Here is a 16,678-nt window from a genome sequence, read left to right as displayed (position 1 = left end):
TGATCCCAAAAAAACCGGCCGCGTTCAATCGAGGCTGACCTGGGTAACCCCGTTCAGATCGCGGCCGAGAAAGGCGCCGCCCACCCGAACGAAGCGGGTCGGAATATCCGTGACGAAAAAGCGCGGCCCCCCCGGATCGCTCTGGCGGGGAAGTCGATGGCCGTTGAGCATGGCCTCGACCGTGCGGGAGGTCTCCTCGGCCGAATCGACTAGGGCGACCTCATCGCCCAGCACCTGCCGCAAAGTGCTTTTGAGCAGGGGGTAGTGGGTGCAGCCGAGAACCAGGGTATCGATCCCCTTGGCCATCAGCGGCGCCAGGTATTCCCGGGCGGTGAGCAGCGCCACCGAATGCTCGGCCCAGCCTTCCTCGGCCAGGGGGACGAAGAGGGGGCAGGGGGCGGAAAAGACCGCGATGGTCGGATCGAGGGCATGGATGGCGCGGGTATAGGCGCCGCTGGCGATCGTTCCCTCGGTGCCGATGACCCCGACTCGGCGGCTGCGAGTCACCGCCACAGCCTTGCGCGCGCCGGGCTCGATCACCCCGACCACCGGCAGGCGGAAACGTTCCTCCAGTTCGTCGAGGGCCACCGAGGAGGCCGTATTACAGGCGACCACCAGCATCTTCACCCGCTGTTCGACGAGAAAGGCCGCCGCCTCCAGGGCGTAGCGCAGAACCGTCGCCGGGCTCTTGCTGCCGTAGGGAACGCGAGCGGTATCCCCAAGATAGACCAGTTCCTCACCAGGGAGCAGGCGCAGCATCTCCTTGAGGACGGTCAGGCCGCCCACCCCGGAATCGAATACCCCGATAGCACGTTCGGACAAAGCGCGAATCTTCTTTCCTGAAAAAATCGACGAGCCGCTGAAAATCCCGCTCAAAAGGCCGAGGGAAAATGCGGAGGAGCGCTTTTCGTCAGCCGATTAAAACAGGGGTCGATAGTAGTGAAGAGCCCCGGGAAAGTCAAGGATGCGGGGGGTTTTTGGACTTTACCTTTGCACATGAAACCTGTTATCGTGCAGCAAATATATAGGAGAAGTCGGATTTCTTCCGAATCGGCGGAGTTGTTATGGATTTTTCCAATGTTATCGAATTTCTGCAGCGTTTTGAAACCGGCCGGGTGATTGCCGCCCTGCGCGAAATCGACCTGAACAACCTCCTGCACAATCCCTGGCTGCTCGGCAGTATCGCCCTGCTCACCATCACCGCCCTGATCATGCGCTGGCGGGTGTTGCTCGTCACCCTCTTTACCGTCGCCGGCATGGCCGGACTGGTCGTCTACACCCTCGGCAAGGGGACGGCGGCCGGCGAGGTGGGGACCGAACCGCTGGTGGTTTTCATCCTGGTTGGCGCCGTGATCGTCTTCGCCGCCATCTACTTTCTTTTCATCAAGGGGGAATAGGCGCGCCACGGCGACGCCGTCCCGGTTCCCTACCTTCCTCATCATTCTGACCGCCCGCGTCGCTGAACATCCACCGGCCGCTGTGCGGCCGCCCTGCCCCAAACGAGGTACGCATGTCCCTGAAAAAACGCGATCTGCTCTTTGTTGCTATCGTCGCCGCGGTCTTCGCCGTCTTTTACGCCATCTCCGGCGACATCAAGACGGCCCGTGTCCCCTACGACGACAACCACAAGCAATACCTGGCCGTGGTCCAGAGCGACGGCAAGATGGCCGCCGAAAAATTCTGCGGCGAATGCCACTACACCGGCGGCCTCGCCCCGCTGCCCGACAACCAGAATCACAAAACGCCTTCCCGCTGCCTGATCTGTCACAAATGGGAAGAACGCTGACCCTCGACCTCTCGGTGCAACTGGCGGCCCTCTGCCGACACCTGACGGAGTCGCTGCCGGAACTGTCCCACATCGATCCGAAACAGGTGCTCTTCGCCATCGCCCGCTCCCGCGCCGAGGGGCGGCACGGCCTGCTCGCCCGCATCGCCCCCTTGCGCTTTGCCGGCGGCGCCCGGGAACTGACCCGGCGCCGGGGCCCCTGGCGGGAAACCTACCGCATGCCGACCCTCAGCCACGACGGCCGGGAGATCCGCTATCTTGTCACCGTCTTCGTCCCCCGCTTTCTGCGCCTCCCCTTCGCCGAAAAGCTGGCCACCGTCATCCACGAGCTCTACCATATCTCCGCCACCTGCGACGGCGACATCCGCCGTTTTCCCGGCCGCAACTTCGCCCACGGCTCTTCGCGGGCCGGTTTCGACCGGATCGTCGCCCGCCTCGCCGACACCTACCTGCAAAGTTCGCCGCCACCGGACCTCCTGGCCTTTCTCCACCTGGCGGAAAACGTCTGGCAAGAGGGCGCGCTGCGCCTCACTGGTCTGCGGGTGCCGATTCCCCGCGCCAAACTTATCGCCCGCACACGGGCTTGAAATCGGCAGATGGGCGTTTTTGATCTGCCTTTAGCGGTGACAACTTTTCAGCAAACGCAACAGGGCCACCGGATCGCGGTGGCCCTGTTGCCTTTTATGCTTCGGGAGATGCGGCGTTTCAGACGCGGGAGCGGCCTCGCAGCAGCCAGGCGGCCAGTCCCGCCACCAGCAAGGTGAGCAAGCCGCCGACCAGACCGGAAAGACTGGTGCCAACATCGACAACGGGCCAGTCCTCATCCGCCTCGACGTCGACCTCTGAACCTGCCTTGAAGCCGTAATCGGGGAGAAGCGCGGTTGTTTCCTGCAAGGCGGCCAGGGATCGATGCACCCCCGCTTCCGGCGCCGCCAGTTCCTCCCGGCCGGAGGTGTGAAACATCGCCCATTCCAGCCCGTCGGGATGACTGGAGGCGAACCAGGAGAGGATGCCGCCGACCAGCAAGGTGGCGGCAGCCAGGGAGATCAGTACCGGCTTCCAACCCGGAGCCGAGACCTTCCCGCCCGGCATCGTGAGCATATCGGGGCGGGCCTTCCAGACGTAGCCGACCACCGCCGCCGTCACCAGACCCTCGACCACGCCGATGGCCAGATGAATCGGCTGCATGAGCATGAGAAAGGGACCGAAGGGCAATTCGGAAATCCCCGACAACAGGGTTTGCAGGACGACGAAAAAGGCTCCCAGCTGCAAGGCCGCCACCGCCGCGACCAGACTGGCGGCGAGCAACCGCCCTCGGGTCGGCGCCCTGCCCAGCAATGGGCGGAAGATCAGGGGATAGGCGACGAAACAGGGGAAAAAGCCGAGGTTGAAGATGTTGCAGCCGAGGGCCAGCAGACCGCCGTCGGCGAAAAAGAGGGCCTGCACCGTCAGGACCGAAGCCATGGCGAGAAAGCCGGCGCAGGGGCCGAGGAGGATGGCGAGGATCATGCCACCACCGAGATGGCCGCTGGAACCGGTGCCGGGGATGGTGAAGTTGATCATCTGCGCGGCGAAAATGAAGGCCGCCAGCACCCCCATCAGCGGAATCTTGCCGTCATCGAATTCATTACGCAGCTTACGCGAACAACCGGCCAGGAGCGCAGCGCCGGCCGCCAAGAAGGCGCCACCGACGGCGGGAGAGAGCAGGGCATCGGCCATGTGCATAAAGAGACCTCCGGAAAAAATCTTGTTCGTTTGCGGGTTCGGGAAAACCTTAGCCGTCCGCTATCCCGACGTCAACGGCAAACTTGTCACGGCTTTCAGATTCGTAACACCGAACATTAAGCAAAAATCCCGCCAGGATGCCTTCTTTCAACAAAAAAACCACGACCGAAGCGGGCGTGGTTTTTTGGCGTTTGCCTTTTCCGTTTCGTTCTGCCGGATCAGAGGCCGCGCAGGGAAACCCGTTCCGCGTAGCCCTCGGCGATGCGGGCGAATTCCGCGAGACGTTCCGGCGGGTGCGGCAGCAGGGCGCGCCAGCTTTCCGCCAGGGCGTAACGGGGAATGTACTGCTGCAAAACCCAGTGGCGGGCACCGGCACAGGCCTCCCCCATGGCTGCAAAATCGGGGGCTTCCACCAGCCCCGGCACACAGGTGGTGCGAATTTCGTAGGAGACGGCGGAATCGAGCACGACGCGAATGCCGCGCCGGAGCAGATCGGGGTCGACCGGCACGCGGTGGAGTTCGCCGTATCGCTCGGGGGCGGTCTTCAGGTCGAAAGCGAGGTAATCAACCAGCTCGTCGGCGAAGAGCTTTTCCAGTACGGCGGGAGCGAGGCCATTGGTGTCGAGTTTGACCGCCAGCCCCAGTTCCTTGATCTCGCGCAGCAACAGCGGCAGATCCCGGTCGAGGGTCGGTTCGCCGCCGGAAACGACGACACCGTCGATGAAGGTCCGTCGCTCTGCCAACTCGGCAAGAAGATCTTCCAGGGGGAAATCGGGGTACTGCTCGGGATCGAGCACCAGGGTCGGATTATGACAGAAGGGACAACAGAGGTTGCAGCCGCCGAAAAAAATCAACGAGGCGATCCGTCCGGGGAAATCGAGCAGGCTGGTGCCCTGGAAACCTTTAATTCTCATGAAAAATCCGGCAGAAACAGAGCGGGGACGATCCCTTTGCGGCGACCGCCCCCGTCTTTGAAAAAGAGGGAATAAACGCTCTAGCCTTCGACCCGCGCCGAGGTCGGAGCCATGACGAACTCAGTGCGATCCTTGAATTCCTCCTTCTTCCCCCGGTTCCATTGCTGCACCGGCCGGAAGAAACCACAAACGCGGGAATAAACTTCGGTCTTTTCAGCACATTTGCTGTTCATTCGCTGCCTCCTGGATGATAGGGCGGACGGTCAGGCCGCCTGATGATGCGGACATTCGAAATGTTCGCCGGCGATGTAGCCATGCACCGGACAGATGGTGAAGGTTGGGCTGACGGTGAAATAGGGCAAATGGAAGTTTTCGGCGATGCGTTTCACCAGCAATCGCGCGCTGCGCCAGTCGTCGATGCGCTCGCCGAGGAAGCCGTGAAAGACCGTGCCGCCCGTATAGAGGGTCTGCAGGCCATCCTGATGGGAGAGAGCCTGAAAGATGTCGTCGGTACAGCCGACCGGCAGCTGGGTCGAGTTGGTGTAGTAGGGCTCGTCCTCACCGGCGGTGATGATCTCCGGATACATGGCCCGATCCCGCTGGGCGAGACGGAAACTCGTCCCCTCGGCGGGAGTCGCCTCCAGGTTGTAGAGATGCCCGGTCTCTTCCTGGTAGATTTCCAGCTGGCTGCGCATGAAGCGTAGGGTGCGAATCGCCAGATGCTTCCCTTCGGCGGTATCGATGCCGCTGCCGACGAGATTGAGACAAGCCTCGTTCATGCCGATCAGGCCGATGGTGGAGAAGTGGTTGTCCCAGAAGTTGCCGCTGCGCTCGCGGATCCCCTCGAGATAAAAACGGCTGTAGGGATAGAGCCCGTCCGCGGTGAAGCGCTCCAGCTGCTTGCGCTTGATCTCCAGGGACTCCTGGGCCAGACGCATAAACTCGGCGATGCGGTCGAAAAAGGCCTGCTCGCTCTCAGCCAGGTAGGCGGCGCGGGGCAAATTGAGGGTGACGACGCCGATGGAGCCGGTCAGCGGGTTCGAGCCGAAGAGCCCGCCCCCACGTCGACGCAGCTCGCGGTTGTCGAGGCGCAGGCGGCAGCACATGGAACGGGCGTCTTCCGGGTCCATATCCGAATTGATGAAGTTGCTGAAGTAGGGGATGCCGTATTTGGCGGTCATCTCCCAGATCGGCCGGAAACGGGGGCTCTCCCAGTCGAAACCAGCGGTGATGTTGTAGGTGGGGATGGGAAAGGAGAAGATCCGCCCCGAGCTGTCCCCGGCCATCATCACTTCGCAGAAGGCGCGGTTGAAAAGATCCATCTCCTCCTGGAACTCACCGTAGGTGGCATCCATCAGCTTGCCGCCGATGATCACCGCTTCTCTGGCCATATTCTTCGGCGGGGTCATGTCCAACGTGATGTTGGTGAAGGGGGTCTGGAAGCCGACTCGGGTCGGCACGTTCATGTTGAAGATGAACTCCTGCATCGCCTGTTTGACTTCGGCGTAGCCGAGCTTGTCGTAGCGGATAAAGGGGGCGAGCAGGGTATCGAAGCTGGCGAAGGCCTGGGCGCCGGCAGCCTCCCCTTGCAGGGTGTAGAAGAAGTTCACGGCCTGGCCGAGAGCGGTGCGGAAGTGGGCGGCCGGGGCGCTCTGCACCTTGCCGTAGGCACCGGTAAAGCCCTTCAGCAGCAGATCCTTGAGATCCCAGCCGCAGCAGTAGACCGAGAGCATCCCCAGATCGTGCAGATGGAAATCCCCCTGGCGATGGGCGTCGGCGATGGGCGCGGGATAGATTTTATTGAGCCAGTAGTTGCTGGTGATGTTGGCGGCGATGTGGTTGTTGAGCCCTTGCAGCGAATAACCCATATTGGCGTTTTCGTTGACCCGCCAGTCTTCCTGGGTGAGGTAGGAATCGATCGAGGCGATCGACTCGCGCATGAACTCCCTGGTTTTGCGCAGGGCCTCGCGCTGCTTGCGGTAAAGAATGTAGTTCTTGGCCACCTTGGCGTGACCGTTTTCGATGAGGATCTTTTCTACCAGATCCTGAACATTCTCCACCGTCGGCACCTGGGCGTCCTTGTAGAGCACCTCGAGAATGCCGACGACCTGACGGGCGATACGCCCGGCCTTGTCCATGTCGCTACCGCCGACAGCGCGTACCGCTTTCTGAATCGCGCCGGCGATCTTCTCTTCCTCGAAAGGAACGAGGCGACCGTCCCGCTTGCGAATGAATTCCAGCATTTTTCCACCCTCCCGACAGTATTCAAACAACGGGAGAACCTTAGCACAGGCCGTGATCCAGTCAAGGACAAAACCCCATATATTGGCAAAATTTTTCTTTCCAGCCACAACATCTTGTGAATATCCCGTGGACAAAGCTGTGGATGAAAATGCCGACGGCGAGCGCCGCCCGGCGTCGGACCGGGCTTCTCTTTTTCCGGCGAATCAGCCATAATGAAAGAAATTTTCATCCTCTTAAAGGAGATTTCATGTTTTTTGCCACCACCCTCGCCGGCAGCACCGAGCTGGCGATCCTGGTCAAACTGCTTCTCGCCGCCCTGGCCGGGGCCATTCTCGGCATCGAGCGGGAAAAGCACGGACGCCCCGCCGGTCTGCGTACCCATCTGCTGGTGGCCCTCGGTTCCTGCCTGATGATGGTCGTCTCCGAAGCCTTTTTTCTCAAGTACGGCGACCTCCCCGGCACCGGCGTAGTGCGCCTCGACCCGGGGCGGGCGGCGGCGCAGATCATCACCGGCATCGGCTTTCTCGGCGCCGGGGTCATTATCAAGGAAGGCTTCACGGTGCGCGGCCTGACCACCGCCGCCTGCCTGTGGGTGGCAGCCGGTGTCGGCATGGCTTTCGGCATGGGGCTCTTCATCGCCGGCACCATCGCCACCATTCTTTCGCTCTTGGCCCTGATCTTTCTGAAACAGCTCGAACCCCTCATCCAGAAGGACCGCTATCTGCACCTGAGCATCACCGCAAATTCCGAGCCGGATATCTACCCGACCCTGGAAAGGCTCTTCGCCGAGCGCAAGCTGCGCATTTCCGACATCGAAGCGGATCTTGATCTCACTACGCAGTGCATCCGCTACCGCTTCATCATCACCCAGCACAAGGAACGCATCGGCCGCGAACTGAGCCAGATCATCGCTGAAATCGACGGGGTAAAGAAGATCCATTACCAGTAAATCCGCCCTCACCCGCCCTGCGGGCACCCTCTCCCCAAAGAAAAGGGAATGAAAAACGAACGCCCCGCCGGGAGATTCCGGGCGGGGCGTTCGCTTTTTTGCGGGTGGTTCTTTCTATTTCAAGCCGCCTCGGGCCATTTGAGGGCGGCGGCGGGGCAGGCGGCGACGCATTCGGAGCAGCGCAGACAGTCGCGCTCGGCGACCACGCCGGTCGGCTTGTGCCGCACGATTTCCAGGTTCATGGCGCAGACCTTCTCGCACTTGCCGCACTCACGGCAGCTCGAGGCAATCTCCAGGGGCTGCTTGTGTCCGCCCAGGGCGTTGGCCGAAGTTCCCACCGGGCAGAAGGCGCACCAGCTGCGGGGATGGTAGAGAAGGCCGAGGATCACGGCGATGCCGGTGGTCAGGGCGCACATGGACCAGAAGACTGTCCCCCAGTGCTGCCAGGAGGTCGGGTCGAGGCTGAGGCGCCAGGCCATGAAGCCCATCAGCAGGGCGAAGACCCCCCAGCGGAAACGCAGGTTGCGAAAGAGCGCGGGAATCGGCCGCTCGCCGCCGACGCGGGCGAGAATACGGTCGATGAAGCTGCCGCGCGGGCAGAGATTGCCGCAGACATAGCGCCCGCGAAAAAAGCCGCCGATCATCCCCACGGCCATGGCCACCGGAACGATAAAGCCGAGCAGGGGATATTTCCAGCCGAGGGCGACGGTCAGGATCATGACCGGGGCCAGCAGCCATTGCAGGCGCCGGCGGCTGTTGATGTCGGGGAGGGCGTGACGGATCGCGTCTTCCATGAAAATCCTCTCTTTGTCATTGGGTTGTCATATATTTAAATATCTATATATATGACAACCCAACTTCGGGTCAAGGAAATTCGTCCCGTCGTCCTTCGCCCTCACCCCTGTTTAACTTCGTCTTTCGGGTCACTCGAACTGAGCCCTGAATTCCTCGATTTGCCCCTTGATGCTTTCCAGTTCGGCCCGCAACGCCGCGACTTCCGCTTCCAGCGCAGCCAGCCGCTCGTTTTCCGCCCGCACCCGCAAAGTCGCCGTTTCCGGCGCGGGCGCCGCCGGCTCGTCGCTGATCTCCGGCACCCCGGAAAACAGCTGGGCATAACGGCACTCCTTGCGCCCCGGCTGGCGGGGCATCTGCATGACCAGCGGCTCCTTGCGTTCGGCGAGGTGCTTGAGGATGATCTCCACCTCTTCCAGGCTCTTGAGCGAATGCATGCGGTCGGCGCGAGCACGCAGTTCGCCGAGGGTCTGGGGACCGCGCAGCATCAGCTCGGCGAGCACCGCCAGTTCTTCCGGTTCGAGATAGAGCTTGACGCTGAGGGCGTGCTTGTAGCGGGGCACCCGGCCGCCATCGCCGGCTTGCATCGCCAGCCCCAGGTGACGCAGCCGGTCGAGGGCGCGGACCACGGTCGTTTCGTCGAAAGCGACCACCGGATCGCGGTTCGACTTCTGGTTGCAGGCGGTGGTCAGGGCATTGAGGGTCAGGGGATAATACTCGGGGGTGGTCATCTCTTTTTCGATGAAACAGCCGAGTACCCGCACTTCGTCTTGGTTGAGCTGGTTGGTCATCGCTGGGCCTCCCTGGGCTGGTCGAGAATGGAGGCGCACCATAGCATGAGAGGGGATTAAGACGAAAGATTTTTGTGGCGGGAGTTGTCAGGGGGGAAATTCAGGGCGTAAACGTCACGGGCCGGAATGGCTTCCGGCCCGGGCGCTTCATAACCGTTCTTTAGCCCGCTTCGGAAAAACTCGCCAGCCAGTTGTCGAGCTTTTCCGTCAAGGCATCCTTGGTCTTATAAGAGATCTCCGGCAGCTCCCCGCCCCAAGCCTCCTCGGCCTGGCGATAGCCATCCTCGATCCCTTTACGGATGGCGTCGATGCGGTTCGGGTCGTTGCCGGCGATGCCGATGGCGAACTGGAAGATCCGCTCCGAGGTCTGCTCGACGCCGAAATAGCCGTCCTCGCCGATGAGCGACTGGGCCTCTTCCGGGCTGAGGCTTTCCAGATCGAGGTCCCCCTCCCCCGTCGCCACCCGGGTTGCCACCCCCTGTTCTTGAAGATTGCGGGCAACGAGATCGCGCAGCAACCGGAAGGCCGCGCCGATGTCCGCCTCCTTCACGGCGGGTTCATAACCGACCCCTTCAGCCGCTTTGTTCCCCAGGGAAACCCGATCCCCACCCCGCGCAGGTTTCGCCTCGCCGCTTTCGGGCGCCGCTTTTTCCCTGCGGGATTCTTCCAGCAACTTTTGCGCTTCAGCCTGGAAACGCTCCAGGGCTCCGCTGCCGACACTCTTAAGCATGTTCCGCCTCCTTTCTTGCGTTCCGGCAACGGGAAAGTTCCCCCTCCGCCGCCTTTTCTTTCACCATAGCAGAAGTCGCGAAAAAATGATGCTTGCGCAAAAAGCATCAGGGGCGGTCCCGAGGTCCGCGCCGTCCCCGGGATCGGTCGCCGAGCCAAAGGAAGAAACGGGCCAACTCCCCCCAGAACCATTCCCGAAGCCGCCGCCCCCAGGAACGGCGGCGCCAATCGGCGGCACGAATCTCGACACTCTCGCTGAAATTCTCCTGAAAGAGGGCCGCGACGGTTTCGCCCAAGGCCGGGGAACGAATTTCCTGGTTGGCTTCCAGGTTCCAGCGGTAATTCCAGCGATCGGCGTTGCTCGAACCGATGCTCAGCCAGTTGTCGCAGAGCATCGCCTTGGCATGGATGAAACGGGGCTGGTATTCGAAGATGCGCACCCCGTCCCGCAACAGGCGCTCATAGTAGCGGCTTCCGATATGCCGAACCTCGGGGTGGTCCGAATGGGGCCCGGGCAAAAGCAGGCGCACGTCGATGCCGCGCAAGGCGGCGCGACGCAGGGCGCGGCGCAGCTTCCAGGGGGGGATGAAATAGGCGGTGGCCAGCCACACCCGGCGCCGGGACTTGGCGATGTGGCGCAGATAGGAGCGCATGATCTCCGACGAGGCGAGATTGTGGCCGTGCACCGCCACCCGCCCCGGGAACCCTTCGGCAAGGGGAACCGTCGCCGGGGGGGAGATTTCCGCCATGGGGATTTTCGCCCAGCGCCGCCAGGTTTCGACGAACAGGGCATGCCAGTCGGCGACGCAGGGGCCGTGGATGGCGAGCATCCCTTCGTGCCAGTAGCGGTCCGGGTCGAGTTCCGAGTCGAAGGCATCGGTGATGCCGGTGCCGCCGGTGTAGGCAATCTCGCCGTCAACCAGCAGCAGCTTGCGATGGTTACGAAAAAGGTTGCGCCGCCCTCCGGTCAGGCGCAGGGCGTTATAAAGAGCCAGATGCACCCCCGCCGCCGTAAGCCTTGCGCGGTCCCGGCGATGGAGATAGTACGAGCCGAAGGCATCGAGCAGCAGATAGACCTCCACCCCGCGCCCGCGAGCCATGATCAGGGCTGTGATGAAACGGTCGGCGACCTGCCCTGATTCGACCAGGTACATCTCCAAAAAAATGTAGCGGCGGGCGGTATCGATACTCTCCAGCATGGCGCCGAAGAAGGCCTGACCGTCGACCAGCATCGCACAGCGATTCCCCGAGCGCAGGGGGAAACGATATTTGCGAGATTTGGAAAGGGGAGCTTGCATGCCTTTTCATCCTGGGAATTTTAGGGTTCAAATAGCCATAAACCCGGAGAAAAGGCAACCTTCATGCGGATGAGGCTTTATGCGAAGCGGGAAATCCTGCTATAAAACCAGCTCAAATCACCCAAGGAGGCGCCATGAACGCGGCACAAGCGATGGAATTTATCAACCGGCCGGGGTCTTACGGAATCCTGGCCACCGTCGGCCCCGGCGGCGAAAGCAACGCCGCCCTCTTCGCCTCGGCGCGCATGCCCGATGAACAAACGTTGGTTCTCGGTCTCAGTGAAAATCGCAGTCTGAACTATTTGCGCGACAATCCCCACGCCTGTTTCCTGGCCTTCGAGCCGGGAGACAATCCCCTGCTCTGGCGGGGCGTGCGCCTTTATCTGCGCCTGGAGGAAATCAGCGATTCCGGCCCTCTCTTCGAAACCCTTGGCGCCGGGGTCAAAGAGCAGGCCGGCGAAACAGCCGCCGGCGCCATCCGCGCCGCCGTCCGCTTCGCGGTCACCACCGTTCGCCCCCTCATCGACCTTCCCCAACGCCGCCGGCGGCGCGGGGTGAAAGAGACTTCGACAGAACCGTAAGGCCGGTCGACACTCCCGCCAACCCTTGAAATCGTCGACAACCCTTCAAAAAAACAGGAAAAAATTCTCCGGAATAGATACATCCCACAAAAAAATCCAAATCAACCGTCGGATTATTTTACAATTCCCCGTTGAGCCAAGAAAAAACATCAATCATTTCAATATTTTACATATGGTTTATTTTTTGCATATCCAATTCAATCGTTCGTATGCCGAAACCATCAGCGTCTTTTTATCCGGAGGGACCATGAAAAATTCATTTGCCGCAGCATTGGGCCTGATCCTGTTTCTGACGTGCTTTATCACGTCGGGACACGCCACCCTCATTGCCCATTACTCTTTTGACGATCAGACCCTGGCGGACAGCAGTGCATCGGCCGAGACCTTCAATCTGAACGCCGTCGGATCGTCGCCGGAGCTATCCAGCGGAGCCTACTTTTCCGACGGACTGGCCGCCAACTACCTGCAGCAGATAAATGGCCCCGGCGGCATGGACGACTGGACCCTTTCCCTGTGGGTGAATACCTCGGTAACCGACCAGGGTCAGTTTAAAGGATTATTCAGCAACAACACCAGCTCGACTGCGGACTACTCCTTCCAAATCGACAGCTACGACGGTCAGTATCGACTAGTTTCGATTAATTTGCCGACAGCCAAGATCATCGGAACACCAACCCTTGATCTTTGGGAGAACATCGTCGTTCAGAAATTTGACGGCAACGACGCCCGGCTGTACTTTAACGGCAAGTTTATCGGCACGGCCGGTGTCAACCCCGGTGGCTTGCAGATGCTCCGCCTCGGGATCAACCGCAATACCAACAATTCCTTCTTGGGCTATCTCGATACCATCCAGATCTGGGACGACAGCCTTCAGGATGCCGCCGAGATCTATGCCGCCGGCGTGGGCAACAATGCCTTTACCGCCGTACCCGAACCGTCGACCTGGATTCTTCTCGGCGGCGGGCTGATCGGCCTCGCAGCGGTTCGCCGCCGCATGCGCTGACCTCAGCGCAAAGACACACATCAGTAACTTATTGACAGCGCCCGGTTTTCCGGGCGCTTTTTTTTGCCAACGCCGATAACGGGCTGCCCGCACGGAGATCAATTTGTCTGCTCCGGGGCATCTGAGGCAAATCCCGCCTGCCTGTTGCGACCCCTCCCTTGACATTGCAGAGTGAATCGATAAGAATTCAAAGGGCATATGGTTATCACACGGCGTGATAACTCTCCCTTCGTCCATCCGCCACGTCGATTCGAAACGCACAGGAGGCGTCATGCCAAAGATCATCCCCCTCTTTGCCGCCCTCCTGCTGACCCTTGCTTCCATCGCCTCCGCCGAAACGTTGAAATTCGCCCCCCTGCCCATGGAAAAACCGGAAACCGTGGCCGGCCAGTGGAAACCATTGCTGGAATATCTGCAAACGGCCCTCGGCATCGAGTTGGACATCGACTATTCGGACAGCAACGAGCAGGTTCTGGACAAATTCGAAGCAGGCAAGCTCGACCTCGCCTATCTTGGCCCCCTTCCCTACCTGCGCCTCAAGGATCGTTTTCCTGCGGCGCGACCCCTGGTCATTTTTCATGAATCTGACGGCCAACCCAGCTATACCTGCGCCCTGGTCGTCGCCGCCGAGAGCGACCTGCGTCTCGAGCAGCTGACGGGCCGCAAGATCGCCTTGACCCAGCCCCTTTCCACCTGCGGCTTCTTTTCCATCTCCGGCCTGCTGCAGCAGGCCGGAATCCGTCTCGAAGAAACCCGTTACCGCTATCTTGGCCCCCACGATGCCGTCGCCCTGGCGGTGGCGGCGGGGGAGTTCGACGCCGGCGGGCTGAAGTCGGCCATCGCCCGCAAATACGCTTCGTTGGGCCTGCGCATCATCGCCGAAACCGCCCCCATGCCTGGCCTGGCTCTGGTCGCCAACGGCACCCGGGTTTCGCCGGAGCGGATCGAGGCGATTCGCCGGGCGCTGCTGGCCGCCGATGAACCCACCCGAAAAACCTGGGGCGACAACATCCGTCACGGCCTCAGCGCCGCCACCGATGAGGACTACGCCGAGGCGCGCAAGCTCCCCTACCGCGCTCCCATTCCCGACCAGGGCAATTTCTGATGCGCCTCTTTGTCGGAGCCCTCCTCTTCCTCCTCGCCTGGGGACTGTCCGCCCTCTTCCTCCACGACAACCGGCAGGACAAGGAGCGGCAGCATCTGGCCGAGAACAACGTGGTCGCGGCCACCACCTACCAGGCGAGCGTGGCGACCTATCAGCTGGCCACGGATCTGCTCTTCGCCGAAATTATGGAGCACGACAATGTCCTTGACACCTTCGCCGCCGGGGTGAAGGCGGTCGGCCCCGAACGCGACCGCCAGCGCGGCAAACTCTACCGGCTGCTCGCCCCAACCTACGCCCAACTCAGGCAGCGGGGGATTCGTCAGCTGCATTTTCACACCGCCGACGGCCACAGTTTTTTGCGCTTTCACGCCCCCCATCTCTGCGACGACCCTCTATTCGACGCACGCCCCACCATCCGCCTGGCCAACACCGAACTCCGCCCGGTGACCGGCTTTGAGGCGGGCAAAAATGTTTCCGGCTTCCGCTACGTCCATCCGGTCTTTCGTGGCGAAGAGCATCTGGGGACCGTGGAAACCAGCGTCACCTTCCGTTCGATCCGCGCAGCCATGACCGGCATCGACCCAACCCGGGAATATACCCTGGTGCTGCGCCGGGAACAGGTCGAAGCGGTTCTTTTCGACGAACAACGACCGCTCTACGAAACGGCCCCCCTGAATGACGATTTTCTGATTGAAGACCCCCATCTGCGACTCCCCGACTCGGCGCCGCCGCCCAGCGACAGTGTGCGCCGCCTCGACCGCCTGCTCCGCGAACAACCCCGGGTTCAGGCCGGCATGAAAAAAGGAGAGGCATTCACCGTCCCTCTCTTCACCGAAGCCGAGGACTGGGCGGTCAGCTTCGTTCCGGTTCAGGACATCCTCGGGCGACAGGCCGCCTATATCGTCGCCTACGCCAGAAATCCCTTTTCCGCCACCCTGCGTCGTGACTTTTATCTCAGCCTCGGGCTTACGACCCTCTTTCTCGGCGCTTTCGCCTGGTTCACCTGGGGCCTGCTCCGCTCCCGCGGCCGACTCCGCCGGGAAAAGCGGCAATTGCAGACTATCACCGACACCATCGGCGACGGCCTCTACGTCATGAACGGCCAAGGGGTGATCGAGCGGGTCAATCCTACCTTCGGCAAACTGCTGGGCTATCGTCCCGATGAGGTCGTCGGGCGCATCGGTCACGGACTCTTCCATGTGCGAGAAGACGGCGCGCCCTTTGCAAACCCGGCGGAATGTCCGATCTGCTCCGCCATGGGTCGTGGGGAAGGCTATGTCGGCGAAGAACTCTTTCGCCGCAAGGACGGCACCCTGATGAACGTGGAGGTCTCCTGCCAACCGATCCGCTCCGGCGACGAGGGGACCGGGGTGGTGGCGGCCTTCCGCGACATCAGCAAACGCAAGGAGAGCGACGAACGCATCCGCTACCTGGCCGAATACGACACCCTGACCAACCTGCCGAACCGGACCCTCTTCCTCGACCGCCTACGGCAGGCGATCGTCGCCGCCCAGCGCGAGGGGGAAATTTTCGCCGTCCTCTTTCTCGATATCGATCTCTTCAAATCGATCAACGATTCTCTCGGCCATCCCGTCGGCGACCGGCTGTTGCAGGAGATGGCGCGCCGCCTGGTCGAGTGCATGCGCGCCAGCGACACCGTCAGCCGCCAGGGCGGGGACGAATTCATCATCATTCTGCGGCAGATCCGCGAAGCCGCCGACCCGGCCCAGATCGCCCGAAAAATTCTCGCGGCCATCAGCGAGTCCTTTTTCATCGACAACCAGGAACTGCGCGTTTCCGGCAGCATCGGCATCGCCCTCTATCCCGCCGACGGCGAGGACGAGGCCGCCCTCATCAAAAATGCCGACGCGGCCATGTATCATGCGAAAAAACTCGGACGCAACAACTACCAGTTCTTCACCGCCGATCTCAATGTCCGCGCCCGGCAGCGACTGGAGATGGAAAACAGCCTGCGGCTCGCCCTCGACCACCGGGAGTTCCTGCTTCACTATCAACCCCTGGTCGAACTCGAAAGCGGCCGCATTGTCGGCGCCGAGGCCCTGCTGCGCTGGCAGCACCCCGAACAGGGGCTGGTTCCGCCGGGGGAATTCATCCCCCTGGCCGAGGAATGCGGACTGATCGTCCCCATCGGCGAATGGGTGCTGGGCGAGGTCTGCCGCCAGAACAAGGCCTGGCAGGATGAGGGTCTGACGAAATTGCCGGTGGCGGTGAATCTTTCCCCCCTCCAGTTCCGTCAGCGCAATCTCGAAGAGGTCATCCGCCGGGCGCTGTCGGAAAGCGGTCTGGCCCCCGAATATCTCGAAATCGAAATCACCGAAAGCCTGCTGATGAGTGCCGAAGAGCAGACCATCGCCCTGCTTTATCAGCTCAAGAACCTGGGGCTGAACATCGCCATCGACGATTTCGGCACCGGCTACTCCTCCCTCAGCTACCTCAAGCTCTTTCCCATCGACAAGCTGAAAATCGACCGCTCCTTCGTGCGCGACGTTTCCAGTGACCCGGACGACGCGGCGATTATCAGCGCCATTATCGCCATGGCCCACCGCCTGCGCCTGCGGGTGCTTGCCGAAGGGGTGGAGACCATCGACCAGCGCAATTTCCTCATGCTTGAAGGCTGCAATGACGCCCAGGGCTACCACTACAGCCGTCCCCTACCCGCCGAGGGGATGAAGACCCTGCTGCGCAAAGGGCAGCCCCTGCCACCCCTGCCGGAAAATCTCGACCCCGTCTAGCCGCCCGC

At 61.6% G+C, this 16,678-nt stretch carries 15 protein-coding genes and 1 pseudogene; 8 read left to right on the top strand and 8 right to left on the bottom strand.

Annotated elements, in window-relative coordinates; all coding sequences use genetic code 11:
* Nucleotides 1-24 precede the first annotated feature (24 nt).
* On the bottom strand, nt 25-822 hold the full coding sequence (gene murI / locus BQ4888_RS11900; protein ID WP_092057474.1) for a glutamate racemase: 798 nt from the start codon (nt 820-822) through the stop codon (nt 25-27).
* A gap of 242 nt (nt 823-1,064) precedes the next feature.
* On the opposite strand from murI, the gene BQ4888_RS11895 reads away from it, so the two are divergent.
* From BQ4888_RS11895 to BQ4888_RS11885, 3 genes are all read left to right on the top strand, one after another.
* Entirely contained in the window at nt 1,065-1,397 is a 333-nt protein-coding gene (locus BQ4888_RS11895) for a hypothetical protein (protein WP_092057473.1), read from the top strand.
* 113 nt (nt 1,398-1,510) lie between these two features.
* Nucleotides 1,511-1,786 (top strand): hypothetical protein, encoded by a 276-nt coding sequence (locus tag BQ4888_RS11890; protein ID WP_092057472.1) that lies wholly within the window; start codon nt 1,511-1,513, stop codon nt 1,784-1,786.
* On the top strand, nt 1,771-2,373 hold the full coding sequence (locus BQ4888_RS11885; protein ID WP_092057471.1) for a putative metallopeptidase: 603 nt from the start codon (nt 1,771-1,773) through the stop codon (nt 2,371-2,373). Before BQ4888_RS11890 ends, BQ4888_RS11885 begins: the two co-directional genes overlap by 16 nt.
* 118 nt (nt 2,374-2,491) lie before the next feature.
* Here BQ4888_RS11885 and BQ4888_RS11880 read toward each other — a convergent pair whose 3' ends face one another.
* From BQ4888_RS11880 to BQ4888_RS11870, 3 genes and pseudogenes are all read right to left on the bottom strand, one after another.
* A complete protein-coding gene (locus BQ4888_RS11880) occupies nt 2,492-3,511 on the bottom strand; it encodes an energy-coupling factor ABC transporter permease (RefSeq protein ID WP_092057470.1) in 1,020 nt (339 codons plus the stop codon).
* Nucleotides 3,512-3,729: 218 nt separating this feature from the next.
* Nucleotides 3,730-4,425 carry an anaerobic ribonucleoside-triphosphate reductase activating protein gene (locus BQ4888_RS11875; RefSeq protein WP_092057469.1) on the bottom strand — a complete coding sequence of 232 codons (696 nt, stop codon included), beginning with the start codon at nt 4,423-4,425 and terminating at the stop codon, nt 3,730-3,732.
* An 80-nt stretch (nt 4,426-4,505) separates the two neighbouring features.
* Nucleotides 4,506-6,668, bottom strand: a pseudogene (locus tag BQ4888_RS11870) (ribonucleoside triphosphate reductase).
* Between the two features lie 248 nt (nt 6,669-6,916).
* Here BQ4888_RS11870 and BQ4888_RS11865 point away from each other — a divergent pair.
* On the top strand, nt 6,917-7,618 hold the full coding sequence (locus BQ4888_RS11865) for an MgtC/SapB family protein (RefSeq protein ID WP_205748006.1): 702 nt from the start codon (nt 6,917-6,919) through the stop codon (nt 7,616-7,618).
* Nucleotides 7,619-7,737: 119 nt separating this feature from the next.
* Here the strand turns inward: BQ4888_RS11865 and BQ4888_RS11860 are convergent, their stop codons facing one another.
* From BQ4888_RS11860 to BQ4888_RS11845, 4 genes are all read right to left on the bottom strand, one after another.
* Nucleotides 7,738-8,412, bottom strand: coding sequence for a 4Fe-4S binding protein (locus tag BQ4888_RS11860; protein ID WP_092057466.1), 675 nt, complete (start codon nt 8,410-8,412; stop codon nt 7,738-7,740).
* A gap of 129 nt (nt 8,413-8,541) precedes the next feature.
* The gene (locus tag BQ4888_RS11855; RefSeq protein WP_092057465.1) at nt 8,542-9,201 is read right to left on the bottom strand and encodes a YceH family protein; all 660 of its coding nucleotides are present in this window, start codon (nt 9,199-9,201) and stop codon (nt 8,542-8,544) included.
* A gap of 160 nt (nt 9,202-9,361) precedes the next feature.
* Entirely contained in the window at nt 9,362-9,931 is a 570-nt protein-coding gene (locus BQ4888_RS11850) for a hypothetical protein (protein WP_092057464.1), read from the bottom strand.
* Nucleotides 9,932-10,037: 106 nt separating this feature from the next.
* Nucleotides 10,038-11,228 carry a phospholipase D-like domain-containing protein gene (locus tag BQ4888_RS11845; protein ID WP_092057463.1) on the bottom strand — a complete coding sequence of 397 codons (1,191 nt, stop codon included), beginning with the start codon at nt 11,226-11,228 and terminating at the stop codon, nt 10,038-10,040.
* A 134-nt stretch (nt 11,229-11,362) separates the two neighbouring features.
* Here BQ4888_RS11845 and BQ4888_RS11840 point away from each other — a divergent pair, with 134 nt between their 5' ends.
* The 4 genes from BQ4888_RS11840 (at nt 11,363) to BQ4888_RS11825 (ending at nt 16,670) form a co-directional block, all read left to right on the top strand.
* A complete protein-coding gene (locus tag BQ4888_RS11840) occupies nt 11,363-11,809 on the top strand; it encodes a pyridoxamine 5'-phosphate oxidase family protein (RefSeq protein WP_092057462.1) in 447 nt (148 codons plus the stop codon).
* A 247-nt stretch (nt 11,810-12,056) separates the two neighbouring features.
* A complete protein-coding gene (locus BQ4888_RS11835; RefSeq protein ID WP_170232845.1) occupies nt 12,057-12,812 on the top strand; it encodes a LamG-like jellyroll fold domain-containing protein in 756 nt (251 codons plus the stop codon).
* A gap of 271 nt (nt 12,813-13,083) precedes the next feature.
* Nucleotides 13,084-13,917, top strand: coding sequence for a PhnD/SsuA/transferrin family substrate-binding protein (locus tag BQ4888_RS11830; protein ID WP_092057461.1), 834 nt, complete (start codon nt 13,084-13,086; stop codon nt 13,915-13,917).
* A complete protein-coding gene (locus BQ4888_RS11825) occupies nt 13,917-16,670 on the top strand; it encodes a bifunctional diguanylate cyclase/phosphodiesterase (RefSeq protein ID WP_092057460.1) in 2,754 nt (917 codons plus the stop codon). Before BQ4888_RS11830 ends, BQ4888_RS11825 begins: the two co-directional genes overlap by 1 nt.
* Nucleotides 16,671-16,678: the final 8 nt, after the last annotated feature.

This window comes from Desulfuromonas acetexigens, from assembly GCF_900111775.1.
GTDB classification, from domain to species: Bacteria; Desulfobacterota; Desulfuromonadia; order Desulfuromonadales; family Trichloromonadaceae; genus Trichloromonas; species Trichloromonas acetexigens.
This window is presented reverse-complemented; position numbering and strand designations above follow the sequence as displayed.